This is a genomic window from Heyndrickxia sporothermodurans (assembly GCF_003055045.1).
Classification (GTDB): Bacteria; Bacillota; Bacilli; order Bacillales; family Bacillaceae_C; genus Heyndrickxia; species Heyndrickxia sporothermodurans.
The window spans coordinates 45,116-58,493 of sequence record NZ_NAZB01000019.1 but is presented as its reverse complement, the minus strand read 5'-3'; the positions used below and the strand labels follow the sequence as shown (position 1 = coordinate 58,493).

Here is a 13,378-nt window from a genome sequence, read left to right as displayed (position 1 = left end):
TTCACACTATTTTAACGTTTGAAATAGTTTGCTAGTATTTGTAGTGCATCGTGATCAATAATGGTTGTTCCATATTCCTCGAGCATATAGACCGACAAATTCGTCTTTTCTCCAAATTCCTCGCAAATGATCGAAACAGGTTGTTGAAACGGAAGAATTAAAAAGTATTGGTCTTCGAATAAAATTAATTTACTATTCGTCTGCAACTGAAGATTTTCCAAATGAAATGCAAGCGCGATGACGTCTTCAATCGATTCAAAAATAAAGGTAGAATAGCAACTTTTTGTCGAGAGAAGTGGTTTTGATTGATTTTCTTCTTGAAGGGAAAGTTCGTCCATAGTTAATATTAAAACGATCTCACTGGAATTTAACGAAAAGATTTCAATTGAGATGGTATCCGGTATATCACATTGATATTTCTGTTTAGCAATTTCCACCATTTCATCAAACAATTCATACCATATAAATGATTCGAATTCTTCCTCATGCAACCCTTTATCTAAAAGCTCTTCGAAAGTAATCGAATACTTAATTTTATTTTGAGATATTCGTTCTAATTTCATTAAATCCGCCCCCTGATATGGCTTCTAACACCATACTATGTGAGCGAAAAAAGAAGGTTCACTTAAAAATCGGGACGTAATGATAAAAAATCCTCCCAATAAAACACAAGGTGGATTTTCTATTTATTCGTTAGTCTTCAGTAATATTTAAAACACGGAAACCGGAATCCTCCAAACTGTTAATAAATTTATCGATATTATCACGTTTTTCGATTTTTAAAATAATTCTTCTTACTAATTTATCGGTTTCATCAAAAGTAACTAGTGATATTACCGACTCATGATATTGTTGGATAATATTAGCTAATCTCGCAATACGTCCTTCGACCTCGACAGAGCTAAATGCGATCCGAATCCCCGGACGTTTAATTCCAAATGCACTTTGGAATTGCTCTATGACATCAAATCGAGTGACGACACCTAAAAATTTCCTTGCTTCATCCACGACCGCAAATAAAGGGAAGTCTTTTAACGCAACTAATGTATTTTCGAAGATTTCGGTCCCTTGAAAATAAATCTCTTGATGTGTCGCTATTTCACTAACTTTCTTTGTTTTTAAAAATTCTTCCTTCGGTATTTCGGAATTAAAAAAGTTTTTATAAATATGATAATGAGTAATCATTCCAACATACTCATCCCCACTTAAAACCGGTAGTCCGTCCACCTTTTTTGACCTTAACACCTGTAAAGCATGTTCGATTGTATCTTCTGCATTCACATAAAAACAGCGAGATTTAGGAATCATTATATTTTTCGCAAACATATGTAATCACCTCATTAAATTAATCCACCATGCATGTATATTTCAACATTATTCGAAAAATACCCTTTAAAAGATAAATTTTTTTTTGACGAAAAATACAATGGCGTTTTTATTAATTTGATTATTGACATGATGGACAATATTATTCCATAAAATTAAATGATGACAAATTTAGGAGGGAGAATTATGCCTACGTATTACAAAAGCTATAAACCTTATATAAGCCCATTTGATCCTTGTCCCCCGATAAAAGTAAAAACTTTTTCAACACCGCCTAACTTATATATAGATTTTCAGCCACCCAATTTACCACAATTCACACCACAAGAAGCATTACGAAAGGGAACATTGTGGCAACCGTTATATGATCCATATTTTAGTCCATATGAAAGAGCAAAGGAGTGAAAGAAAAGTGCCAAAACCAGTACCTCCTGAATATTACAAAATGCTGGAAGAATTACAGGTTTTAGATTTTGTCATTGTCGAACTAACTTTATATTTAGATACACATCCTGGTGACCAAGATGCTATTCAGCAGTACAATTTATTTACTCAACAACGTAAGAAAGCAAAAAAAGAGTTTGAAAAACAGTTTGGGGCCTTAACAAGTTTTGGCTACAGTTATTCACAAGCTCCTTGGGATTGGAAAAATGCTCCATGGCCATGGCAAGTATAAAAAATTTATTTTGAAGGAGTGAATTTTGCTAATGTGGGTATACGAGAAAAAACTCCAATATCCGGTAAAGGTGAGCCAATGTAACCCTATGCTTGCTAAATTTTTAATTGAACAATACGGAGGGGCTGATGGAGAATTAGCCGCTGCACTCCGCTATTTAAATCAAAGGTATACAATTCCTGATAAGGTCATCGGATTATTAACAGATATCGGAACCGAGGAGTTTGCACATTTAGAAATGATTGCAACAATGGTGTATAAACTTACGAAGGATGCTACCCCAGATCAATTGAAGGAAGCAGGTCTTGGTGCTCATTATGCGAATCATGATAAAGCCCTTTTTTACGAAAATGCTGGCGGCGTCCCTTGGACCGCAACATACATTCAAGCAAAAGGAGATCCGATTGCAGATCTTTATGAAGACATCGCAGCTGAAGAAAAAGCAAGAGCAACTTATCAATGGATTATTAATATGAGCGATGATCCAGATATTAACGATAGTTTAAGATTTCTGCGAGAACGTGAAATTGTACATTCCCTACGATTTAGAGAGGCAGTTGAAATTCTTAAAGAAGAAAAAGGGAAAAAGAGATTTTTTTAGTATCATTGTTACTTACTTTCATGATATAAATTAATATTATATTTTTCTTTCATCATTTCAAATACAACATTTCTAGATTTCCAAGCTTCATTTTTCCATAAATCTTTGCTTCGATCGATAATCTCACATCTTAACTCGTGATACTCTTTTTCTGCTTTTTCCTTTTTTTCATATAACACTTTTGTTGCCCCAAATGTCCCTATAGCAATAAAAAGAAAAAATAGATGATTATTTTCACCGACGATAATAGAAAATATATCCGCAAAGGAATAAGAGTAAGGTTCTAAAATGAAGTAGTATAAAAAATAAAGGCAAGTAAAACTATATAGTACACTTATCCATAGCAAAATAATATGACGTTGTTTAAGTCTATCGAATTTTAACTTTCGATCGACTAAGTTTTGCAACATTTGCTTTGTCGCTTGATCTGTAAGTTTCAAAGATACAATTGATGAATCCATAACCATCCCCCCATTAAAATTCTATGAGCAAGTCCATAATGTATGTCATAAAATCAATCCTTAGACAGAAAAAAGATAGCAAAAAAATGCTATCTTTTTTCTGTCTAGGTATACGCTATGGTAAATGAATTTGTAACACTTGTCCTACCATTATTCCATCATTCGTTATGTGGTTCCATTGTTTTATTTTTTCGATTCCTTCTTCGGAATGATAATACTTCATCGCAATGCTGTAGAGCGATTCATTCGCTTGCACAGTATGATAGACGATTTTCGAATCTTGCTCTGAATTGCTTTGTGTCTCTCCATTTTCTATTTTTTGCCCTTTATCAATTGTTTGTTCATCAGGTAAATCCGCGACTTCTTGTTCCTGATCCTTGCTTTCCTGGGGTTTATCTGTATTAGTACCAGAGTCTTCTATTTCATAAGAAAACTCATTACCAGTAGAAGTTTCTGTTGAACTCGGGAAAGGCGACTTTTTTAACAAATCAGTATAGAATAACAAACTTGCAATCGGCAGTAATATAAAAAATACTAATAATATCCTTAATAAAGGGAACTTTAATTTCTTTTTTTTCTTCTTTTTTGATTGATTTCGTTGTCGTTGTACTTCGCTTCTAGAAGGTAACGTTTCAGTTGACTTTTCATTCAACTGTTTCGATTCCGAATAATTTTCTACGGAAACTTTATCAATTCTTTTTCTTAATCGTTCAACTTGATCACGATAAGGATCTGTCGTCATATATTTCACCACCAAGCCCTTATTCCATGTTTTTATTTTTAGATTTAATGATGAGTCCTAATATAAAATCGATTGTAAAATGCATCATAATCGTTGTCATCAAATTGTGTTGAGACCATTCATATACAAGTCCGAGCCAATAACTTAATAGTAAAATATTCACAATTAAAAACCAATGTCCCCAATACCGAATGTGAACAATTGCAAAAATTACACTTGCAATAATTAAACCAAAGTGTGTTTGGATAACACCCCTAAATAGAAGCTCTTCACAAACTGCAATGACAGCAGCCAAAAAGGCAATTTCTAAAATAGAACGATTCTTAAAAATTTTTTCATTAATTCCGCCATCATCGTAAAAATGATCGGGAAGTATTTTCATACAAACAACATCTAAAACAACAATAGCAATTCCATTTGTTATCCCAAGTGTAAAAATAGATGAATTTAATTGAAATAAAGTTAAAAAAGACGAAAAGTCTTTAAATAAAAAGAAGGACGAAATCATTGCAATGACTACTAGGATTAATTGAGTGATATATAAATGAAAAGATAATTCCTCTTTTGTTAACTGTTTAATGATTTCGGCTTGCTTATTTCTTTTCATTCTTTATCGCCTCTTAATAATAAATTCTTCAACAATAATTGCCAATTTTCATTTTGACCTTCAATAGTTTCCGGAATGTCAGTTTGATAATTTTCGATATGTACACCGCAAACATCGCAACAATCTTTTACATTCGTAACTTTCCGTTCCTGAAAGTATCGTAAAATACCTTCGCGTCGACATGTCGTAGATTTTACCCATTTTACCATTTCATTTAATTTTTTTTGTTTATATTGCACACGAAAATCACGAATCCGTTTAACACGTTTTTCCACTACACTCTTATCATACTTCTTTTGATAATAGGTTAAAAACCGCAATTGTATTTCTGTTAAGTTAAGTAGCGATGCCTCATTACTATTCTTATTTAATAAAAAAAATTGTTCAATCTGATCATCCGACGGTAATTCATTTTCAAAGATTTGTAATGGTAAAAATTCATCTCCCGGTGAATACAAAAGTATGGCAATACTTTTTTTACCGTCCCTTCCTGCTCGTCCAATCTCTTGCAAATATGAGTCCAGTTGATAAGGCATATGAAAATGGATAACAAAACGAATATTTTCTTTATTAACGCCCATCCCGAATGCACTTGTTGCACAAATGACTTGTAATTGATTATGTAAAAATTGTTGTTGAATTAATATTCTTTGTTCTCTATCCATTCCCCCATGGTAGGCAGCCGTTTGAGCAATTCCATTATTTCTTAGTAAAGCGGCCATTTCTTCTGTTAACCGTTTGCTAGAAAAATAAATGATTCCCGGCTTTTGCAGTTGTTTTACAAATTGTAGTAACTTTTTAACTTTATCATTATAATTGGTCGTTTCTTCTACAACTAGTGCAATATTCGGACGGTCAACAGAATATATTAATTGATTTACATCGTCTAAATTTAAATGTTTTATTATATCGGCTCTAACATCTTCCGTAGCTGTAGCAGTCAATGCAAGGGTAGTTGGATTTTTCAGCTCGGATCGTATCGTACTCAAACTTAAATAATCTGGTCTGAAATCAGGGCCCCATTGCGAGATACAGTGGGCCTCATCTACGACAAAAAGCGAAATATCCATTTGCTTTAGTTTTTGTAATACTTCGTTATTCGTTAACATTTCAGGAGAAGTGTATATAAATCGATAATTTTGTAGTGAATGAATAATTTGTCTTCGTTCCTTCGGTTCTAAAAAAGAATTTAATGCGGTAACTCTTTTTTCTCCGTTTATTTTTAACTGTTCAACTTGATCTTGCATTAGTGAAAGTAAGGGGGAGACAATAATAACAATACCTTTAAGCAAATAACCAGGAAGTTGATAACATAATGATTTTCCTGTTCCGGTAGGCAGAACAGCTAATGTATGCTTTCCTTCCAAAACCGAAGTAATGACCTCTTCTTGTCCAATCCGAAACATATCATAGCCAAACCGTTTATTTAAATGGTCATATAAATTTATTTTCATTCCCATTCCCCTTGTTTTGCGAGAGCTAATCGAATTTGGAAATATGTAACTTCTCCGACTGTTTCCTTAATTGGTTTCAGTTTTTTGGGTGAAATTCTCTCGGAAACGTTTATAATTTTTTGCTCTAATTCTTTATTCAAGTACGGTGAAATATCAAAATCAGAATTGTTTAAAACAATTTCTACGATATGGTCTTGAATCGTACTTTCCTTTAACTTTCTTTTCTTTGCAACTTCAGAGACATTATAACCTTTGTTTATTAATAAAAATGTTTCGTATGTGGAATTTGTAAGTGGTATATTGCGATATTTATCTGACAATAACGTATACAATATCGGATATTGCTTTTTATCATTTATACAAGTATCTATTATATAGTGAATTAATAACAAATAACGAAACCAATAATCATATTTATCTAGGGAGAAATGCTCTGCTGCTTGATCCATCGTCATTCCAATTTGATTTTGGCCAGTTAAACGAATGATAAAAAGCAAAGGATCTTCGGGCGGGTTATTAGAAAAGATGGAAGTTAATTCCTGATAAAGCTGTTTTGCTTGGTGTTCTTTGTCGCTTTTTTGACTTTTCAGGAATGACTTAACCCACCTTTGAACCTCTACATCACTTTGAATTGGGTAATACTTTTTTTTATTATAAATAGCATTTGATAAAACTTGTATTAATAAATTTAGCCGCTTCCAGAAAACGATAGCGATATCTTGGTATTTTAGCCCATTAAAATATTGTGGAATTGGTCGATGGTTAAAATAAGTGTTCAGTTCTTTTTCTCCATCGGGTGTTACAGTATATTTATTCAGTTCCGTTTCTCTAATTAGACCCTTTATTTTAAGATCTTGAACGGCAGCATCAAATGTTCTTCTTTTTAAAGGGGGAAAGAATTGAAAAAACTGTCCGATTCTAAATAAGTGAGCATCCTGAATAGTTTGAGATGATTTTTTCCCTTTTAACAAATGATAAATCGAAAATACTGTTCGTGATCCATTTAATTTTTTTAACATCAGTAATATTAAGGCTTGTAAAAACGTCATTTGTTTTTACCCCTTTTGTCTTTTTATGTCTAATTTTATCATGAAAGTGTTGATTATTGTTAATATTATTGCTTACAAATGAGACGCATAAAAAATTAAAAACTTTATTTTAATCCTTATCTATTGAAAAGTACTGTAATGAGTTTTATTATAATGAAGGATGTAATGGTCATTTTAAAGGTTAATGAATGATATAGATTATTAGGAGGTCACATATATGCCAAAATATACAATTGTTGATCAAGATACATGTATTGCTTGTGGTGCTTGTGGAGCTGCGGCACCGGATATTTATGACTACGACGATGAAGGTATCGCTTATGTCATTTTAGACGAAAATAAAGGTGTAGTAGAAATCCCCGATATTTTAGAGGATGATATGATTGATGCTTTCGAAGGCTGTCCTACTGACTCTATAAAAGTAGCGGACGAGCCTTTTGATGGAAATCCTTTAAAATTTGAAGACTAAAAAAGCAAGTGCATGTAATAATGCACTTGCTCTTTTTTATATATTATTAATCTGGGCTTGTTTATTGATCCACTTTTGCATTTTTGCAAATATAAGCATAAATATGATCGTAACTAATGCCCCTTTTATAAGATTAAATGGCAATATACCAGCCACGATATAATCCTTTACATTTCCAACATCAATATGCAACAATGCTAAGTAAGCAGGAAGAATAATGATGTAATTGAGCACACTCATTAAAACAGCCATGATAATGGTTCCGATAATTAGAGCAAATGTCATTCCTATTTTTGTTTTCATACGATTGTAAACAAAATAAGTTGGAAGTACGAATAAGAGTCCAGCGATAAGATTAGCTACATTCCCGATTGGAATTCCTACATCACTAATATGGGTTAAGTAATCTAATAAATTTTTTATCACTTCAACTATTATTGCTCCGATAGGTCCAAAAATGAGTGCTGCAATTAATGCGGGTATATCGCTAAAATCAACGGTTAGATATGAATAGACTGGCAGTACAGGAAACTTAATGAACATTAGAACATATGCCACACTACTCAACATGGCAACACCAACAAATTCCTTTAAACGTAATTTTCTCAACTCTCTCTCTCCTTTTGAGATTCATCTCATGTCAGAAGAAAGTGGCCTTAAGCATACAATAAATAAACCCCCAAGGAAATTACCTTGAGGGAGAATTAATGGCATGCTCAAATAATATTCAAAAATGCAATTTTTGAATAAATTCAAATTTTACTTTTGAACAGCTTCAAAAGTATTTTGAACATAACTATCCAAGCCTGCATTTATGAATACCGGCACCTCCATCTTCTCCCATCCAGACTGTACTGTCGGCTTTGGAATCTCACCAAATCCTGCCCAAAATTTCTAGGCTCGCGGGCTAATAAGCATGTTAAAAAAGCTTCATTACCGCCGGTCGGGAATTTCACCCTGCCCCGAAGACGAATCATATTATTTTTACATGTAAATTATATCTTAAATACATTATTTTGTGAAGCGATTTGTTTTGATTTCAATGTTTTATATTCTTTCCATTGTTATTTATTTGCTTTTATTATGATTTTTTGTTTTGGATGGATGAGATCAATATTTTCTAACTCATTCCATGATTTTAGTTGTTGGATTGAAACATGATAGAATCGGGAAATTTTACTCAATGTATCCCCTGACTTGACGACATATACTTTCTCGTTTTTCAACTTATTGCCTACTTCATATTTTTCTTGTCTTGATTTCGATACTTGTTTAGGTTTTTCTATATTTTTTCCAATAAATGCTCTAGCCGCATTATTTGTCTTTGTTTCACTTACCGTTAATTTTCCAGATACATTAACTACGCCATACGGATCATGATTTAAAGCAAAAACATATTGCCCTATTTCCCCTTTACCAAATACTAAAAAAGGATCAATCGCATTTTCCTTATGAATTTTCCATTTACCTTTATGTACTTCAAAGTGGAGATGTATGCCTGTCGATTGCCCGGTATTACCCATCAAACCGATTTTGTCTCCTTTTTTTACCTTTTGGCCTTCATTTACAATTCGTTTATTCAAATGGGCATAAACTGTCTCATATCCGTTATCGTGGTGAATAAAAATAACATTTCCATATGACCCGGAATAGTAAGAACGAACCACTTTACCATCTGCAACTGCATAAACACCGGATTTATATTTTCCCGCAATATCCAAACCTTTATGTATACCACCACGCGAATCGAATACGTCGGATATTTCACCTTTTGCCGGGAAAGTCCATTCATTTGTTTCTTTATTTATACTATTTTCAGCCGCTTCGGCTCTTCCGCCAATTAGAATTAGACCTACACAAATTGCCATTAAAGCTACAATAAGTATTCTTTTTAAAAAGTCAAGCATATTTTTCCTCCTCAAATAAAAACTCTTGCTAAAAACTAATATGACTGCTTGTTTTTTTTTAGAACCTAGCCCACTTTTTGAAATCAAAACGTAATGCAATTGAAATGAGGCTAGAATAAAATGCCAATATTAAGTTTGCTAGAGCAAAACTTATTTTATGCTAATTGGGAAATTTTATACAAAAGAACAAAAAAAAGCGCAATATTTTGCGCTTTTGCTATCAATTATGTAGTAAATGTTTCTCATGAAACAAGATTTCTCGTCAGCATTCATCATCATTGTTTCACATTTTTAGGTATAAAGAAGGAAAATGTCGTTCCTTGTCCCACTATGCTTTTAACGGAGATTTTCCCGTCATGCGCTTCCACAATGTTTTTCGCAATTGCTAGCCCTAATCCGGTTCCGGATTTACCTCTTGTCCTTGCTTTATCCGCTTTATAAAATCGTTCAAACACGAATGGCAGATCTTCTTCGGGAATTCCGGACCCATTATCCTCTACCATTATTTCGATTCCGTTAGTACGATCAATTAATTTGACTTTTACATAACCATTTAATGATGTATGACGAATGGCATTATCAATAAGATTTGTTAAAACCTGTTCAATTCTATCCGGATCTATAAAAACTGATTCAGTAGTCGAGTTCACTTCACAAGATAAATTAACATGCTTCTCTCTTGCTAAACCGTAAAATTTATTCGTTACCCTTTCAATAAATGGTTTAATCTCGACTTCATCTCTATATAGAGAAATATGGCCGGCTTCCATTCTTGCTAAATCTAATAATTCGTTAACTAATCTTCCAATTCGTAACGTTTCATCATAAATAATTTTGGCAAACTCTTTCTTCTCATCTTCAGATGCTGCTATATCATCAATGATTGCCTCACTATATCCTTGAAGCATCGCAATTGGAGTCCGCAATTCATGTGACACATTAGCAATGAAATCATCCCTCAGTTTATCGAGCTTACGTTCCTCTGTCATATCTCGTATAACCGCAACCGCTCCACGAACACTATCTTGGTTATATAAAGGACCGACAATGACAACGTACGTCCTTCCTTGTATTGTCAGTTCATCTGTTTTCTCCATTTCTGTTTCAAGCACTTTTTGGAGAAGCAAATCTTCTGGCGGTAAGAAGTTGCCATTTTCACCTTGTTCCTTATACCACTGTTGAAGAAATCGTTCTGCCGGTGGATTCGTTATTAATATCGTACCATCACGATTAAAAGTAAGTACCCCATCGGCCATACTACTTAAAATACTTGATAATTGTTCCTTTTCCTGATTTAATGCATTCATATTAAATTTTAATTGTTTTCCCATCTGATTAAAGGCAGTTGCAAGCTCTCCAATTTCGTCATGGGTAAGAATTGGAACTTTTTTATCAAATTTTCCTTTTGTTATTTCAAAAACTGCTTCACGCATTTTTCTTAATGGAGCAGCAATTCGAGTGGATAAAAAGAAAGCAAATCCAGTAGTTAAAATAATTGCAATACCTGCCGCTAATAAAATTAATTTCGTTGTTTGATTAGTGGTTTCTTGCAACACATCTAAAGAGCGATAAATAAATATTGCTCCAGTTTCACCTTGTCGAATATGTAAAGGAGCGGATGCCACAATTACATTTTCATACCTATTATTAGATTTATTTTTCGGGGCTGAAAATTCTTTAATCTTCGTCTGCCCTTGATTATAAACACTAGTAAATGTTGGATCCTCTAAAATGGTTATTGGTGATATTTTATCGTTTTTATGAATATTGGGGGAATAATAAACGTTATCCTTATCATAGGCAATCATTACTTTTGTTGATTTATCAACAAATTCTAATGCAAGTTCTTTGCCAATGTCATCTCCCGCATGAGTCTCAACGATATTTGCTACTTTTTGTGCAGTATATGTTAGATTATCTTTAATTTGCTGCACATGATAATTCTCGAAAAACTCCAGTAATAGTATGGTCAAAATAAATAAAACAAAAGATACTAATACTAATATAGTTAACCAGAGTTTTCCGACAACGCTTTTCCATAACCTCATTCTGAGGTGACCTCAAATTTATAACCAACTCCCCATACGGTAACTATCATTTTAGCTGCTTGTTCGGATACACGGTTTAATTTTTCCCGTAGTCGTTTTACATGAGTATCCACAGTCCTTAAGTCACCAAAAAATTCATAATGCCACACTTCTTTTAATAAATGTTCCCGATCAAATACTTTATCCGGTGATTTGGCTAAGAAATATAATAGTTCATATTCTTTAGGTGTTAAATTAACTTCGTTGCCATCTGCACTCACACGGTGGGCGTCATTATCAATCGTCAAATGATTATAGACAATCATATCTTTCGTTTTTGTATCCGTATTCAAAAAGCTAGTAGTCGAAGATCTTCTTAATAATGCTTTTACGCGGAGGACGACCTCCCTTGGGCTAAAAGGCTTAACGATGTAGTCATCTGTTCCAACTTCAAAGCCTTCCACACGATTAGCTTCTTCACCTTTAGCTGTAAGCATAATTACAGGTGTTGCCTTTTTCTCTCTTAGTTCTTTACAAACCTCTATACCACTTTTCCCGGGCATCATTAAATCTAAAAGAATGCAGTCATAATCATGTTCCAGTGCCATTTGTAAAGCTGACTCACCGTCACCTGCTTCTTCAATATAATAATTTTCCCGTTCAAGATACATTTTCAATAATCTACGAATACGATCTTCGTCATCAACAACTAATATTTTTGCTTCGTAATCCATATATATTTTCCCCTTTATATTTTTTGTGAAAAAGCCTTCACGCATGTGAAGGCTTTAAGTTGTCATCCTTACTTTATTTTATTACTCAAACTAGCCAAAATCAATTAGAAGCATAGGAGTGTAATCCTGCGATAACTAAGTTTACTGCAACAAGGTTAAACATAATAATCGCAAAACCAACAACTGCTAACCACGCGGACTTTTCACCGTGCCAGCCTTTTGATAAACGTAAATGCAGAAACGCTGCATAGAAAAGCCATGTAACAAGTGCCCAAACTTCTTTCGGATCCCATCCCCAAGGACGGCTCCAAGCAATTTGTGCCCAAATCATTGCAAATATTAGACCGCCGAGTGTAAAAACCGGAAACCCAATAATGACCGAACGATAACTAATTTCATCTACAAAGTCCAATTTTAAGTTTTTCGTAATTGGCTGTAATATCGCACCGATTCGTTTTCTAAAAATAAGCCTAATTAACAAGTAGATGATAATACCAGTAATTAGTGACCAGATTACTGTATTTAACTTTAAAGCATTAATAATCGCTGGAACATGGAACAACGGTTCAAATCGATCTGCTGTTTGCAATTCACCTTTATGAGGACCTACTAATGCTGGCATATGATAGACCATTCCGTCCTCATTAACCTTTGCAACTCCCTTTTTATCAACCCAATTAAAGGAAGCTTTGTAATCCATTGCCGAAAAGATTGTTGAACATACAACGAAGCCTAGTACAGCAATTAAGGCAAACATAACAATTTCTAACCAAACTGTACGAGCGCTCCGTTTAGTTTGATCAATTGCTTTTACTAAGTAAATTAAGCCGGCTGCAAAGCTAATTGCCAAAATCGCTTCCCCGGCAGCGACTGTCGTCACATGTATATAAAGCCAATGGCTTTTCAGAGAAGGAACAAGCGGATTTAATTCACCTGGGAACATACTAGCGAATGCAATGATAAGCAATGCAATTGGTAAAGCGAACAAACCTAGTACAGGTGTTTTATAAATAAAATAAATAATGATAAATGCAGCGACGAGCATCATCCCAAAGAATGTAACAAATTCGAACATATTACTTACAGGTGCATGACCCGATGCAATCCACCGTAAAATGAAATAGACTAATTGAGAAATAAAACCGATAATGGCGACGAAAATGGCAATGTTTCCCCATCGATTAGGTTTATCTTCATTTCCATGTATTTTTTTTTGGCGAATGGCACCTCCGAAAAAGAAAGTACCAATTAAATAAAGTATAAATGCAGCATATAGAAAGTTACTGCTCACGTTAACTAAGTCAGACAAAATCGCCCCTCCTTAA

At 33.7% G+C, this 13,378-nt stretch carries 16 protein-coding genes and 1 riboswitch; of the genes, 4 read left to right on the top strand and 12 right to left on the bottom strand.

All coding sequences use genetic code 11. From position 1 onward, the window contains the following. Positions 1-11: 11 nt before the first annotated feature. Positions 12-563, bottom strand: coding sequence for an adaptor protein MecA (locus B5V89_RS07915; protein ID WP_108071360.1), 552 nt, complete (start codon positions 561-563; stop codon positions 12-14). 130 nt (positions 564-693) lie between these two features. After that, on the bottom strand, positions 694-1,326 hold the full coding sequence (locus B5V89_RS07910) for a CBS domain-containing protein (protein ID WP_108071358.1): 633 nt from the start codon (positions 1,324-1,326) through the stop codon (positions 694-696). Positions 1,327-1,512: 186 nt separating this feature from the next. On the opposite strand from B5V89_RS07910, the gene B5V89_RS07905 reads away from it, so the two are divergent. From B5V89_RS07905 to B5V89_RS07895, 3 genes are read left to right on the top strand one after another with little or no spacing between them, the layout of a single operon-like run. Continuing rightward, on the top strand, positions 1,513-1,731 hold the full coding sequence (locus B5V89_RS07905; RefSeq protein WP_066228725.1) for a spore coat associated protein CotJA: 219 nt from the start codon (positions 1,513-1,515) through the stop codon (positions 1,729-1,731). Then, positions 1,712-2,002 carry a spore coat protein CotJB gene (locus B5V89_RS07900; protein ID WP_108071356.1) on the top strand — a complete coding sequence of 97 codons (291 nt, stop codon included), beginning with the start codon at positions 1,712-1,714 and terminating at the stop codon, positions 2,000-2,002. Before B5V89_RS07905 ends, B5V89_RS07900 begins: the two co-directional genes overlap by 20 nt. A gap of 31 nt (positions 2,003-2,033) precedes the next feature. Next, positions 2,034-2,603 carry a manganese catalase family protein gene (locus B5V89_RS07895; RefSeq protein WP_066228731.1) on the top strand — a complete coding sequence of 190 codons (570 nt, stop codon included), beginning with the start codon at positions 2,034-2,036 and terminating at the stop codon, positions 2,601-2,603. An 8-nt stretch (positions 2,604-2,611) separates the two neighbouring features. On the opposite strand, the gene B5V89_RS07890 is transcribed toward B5V89_RS07895, so the two are convergent. The 5 genes from B5V89_RS07890 to B5V89_RS07870 form a co-directional block, all read right to left on the bottom strand. Further along, on the bottom strand, positions 2,612-3,064 hold the full coding sequence (locus B5V89_RS07890) for a DUF2663 family protein (RefSeq protein ID WP_066228735.1): 453 nt from the start codon (positions 3,062-3,064) through the stop codon (positions 2,612-2,614). A gap of 115 nt (positions 3,065-3,179) precedes the next feature. Beyond that, the gene (locus tag B5V89_RS07885; protein ID WP_108071354.1) at positions 3,180-3,806 is read right to left on the bottom strand and encodes a LysM peptidoglycan-binding domain-containing protein; all 627 of its coding nucleotides are present in this window, start codon (positions 3,804-3,806) and stop codon (positions 3,180-3,182) included. A gap of 19 nt (positions 3,807-3,825) precedes the next feature. Then, positions 3,826-4,413 carry a CPBP family intramembrane glutamic endopeptidase gene (locus B5V89_RS07880; RefSeq protein WP_108071352.1) on the bottom strand — a complete coding sequence of 196 codons (588 nt, stop codon included), beginning with the start codon at positions 4,411-4,413 and terminating at the stop codon, positions 3,826-3,828. After that, a complete protein-coding gene (locus tag B5V89_RS07875) occupies positions 4,410-5,861 on the bottom strand; it encodes a RecQ family ATP-dependent DNA helicase (RefSeq protein WP_425319826.1) in 1,452 nt (483 codons plus the stop codon). Before B5V89_RS07875 ends, B5V89_RS07880 begins: the two co-directional genes overlap by 4 nt. A 2-nt stretch (positions 5,862-5,863) precedes the next feature. After that, positions 5,864-6,916: a YpbB family protein gene (locus B5V89_RS07870; RefSeq protein WP_108071348.1), complete on the bottom strand. Its 1,053-nt coding sequence runs from the start codon at positions 6,914-6,916 to the stop codon at positions 5,864-5,866. Between the two features lie 217 nt (positions 6,917-7,133). On the opposite strand from B5V89_RS07870, the gene B5V89_RS07865 reads away from it, so the two are divergent. Beyond that, the gene (locus B5V89_RS07865; protein WP_107921437.1) at positions 7,134-7,385 is read left to right on the top strand and encodes a ferredoxin; all 252 of its coding nucleotides are present in this window, start codon (positions 7,134-7,136) and stop codon (positions 7,383-7,385) included. A gap of 36 nt (positions 7,386-7,421) precedes the next feature. Here the strand turns inward: B5V89_RS07865 and B5V89_RS07860 are convergent, their stop codons facing one another. The 5 genes from B5V89_RS07860 to ccsB all read right to left on the bottom strand — a co-directional run bounded on the left by B5V89_RS07860 (position 7,422) and on the right by ccsB (position 13,362). Beyond that, positions 7,422-7,994, bottom strand: coding sequence for an ECF transporter S component (locus B5V89_RS07860; RefSeq protein ID WP_107957842.1), 573 nt, complete (start codon positions 7,992-7,994; stop codon positions 7,422-7,424). A gap of 219 nt (positions 7,995-8,213) precedes the next feature. Then, a riboswitch (FMN riboswitch) is annotated at positions 8,214-8,359 on the bottom strand. 90 nt (positions 8,360-8,449) lie between these two features. Continuing rightward, complete coding sequence (locus B5V89_RS07855) at positions 8,450-9,292, bottom strand: M23 family metallopeptidase (protein WP_107957840.1); 843 nt, start codon at positions 9,290-9,292, stop codon at positions 8,450-8,452. A 275-nt stretch (positions 9,293-9,567) separates the two neighbouring features. Beyond that, complete coding sequence (locus tag B5V89_RS07850; protein ID WP_108071347.1) at positions 9,568-11,340, bottom strand: ATP-binding protein; 1,773 nt, start codon at positions 11,338-11,340, stop codon at positions 9,568-9,570. Continuing rightward, positions 11,337-12,053, bottom strand: a complete 717-nt coding sequence (locus B5V89_RS07845; protein WP_108071345.1) for a response regulator — start codon at positions 12,051-12,053, stop codon at positions 11,337-11,339. Before B5V89_RS07845 ends, B5V89_RS07850 begins: the two co-directional genes overlap by 4 nt. Before the next feature lie 100 nt (positions 12,054-12,153). Beyond that, the gene (ccsB, locus tag B5V89_RS07840) at positions 12,154-13,362 is read right to left on the bottom strand and encodes a c-type cytochrome biogenesis protein CcsB (protein WP_066228759.1); all 1,209 of its coding nucleotides are present in this window, start codon (positions 13,360-13,362) and stop codon (positions 12,154-12,156) included. Between the last annotated feature and the right edge of the window lie 16 nt (positions 13,363-13,378).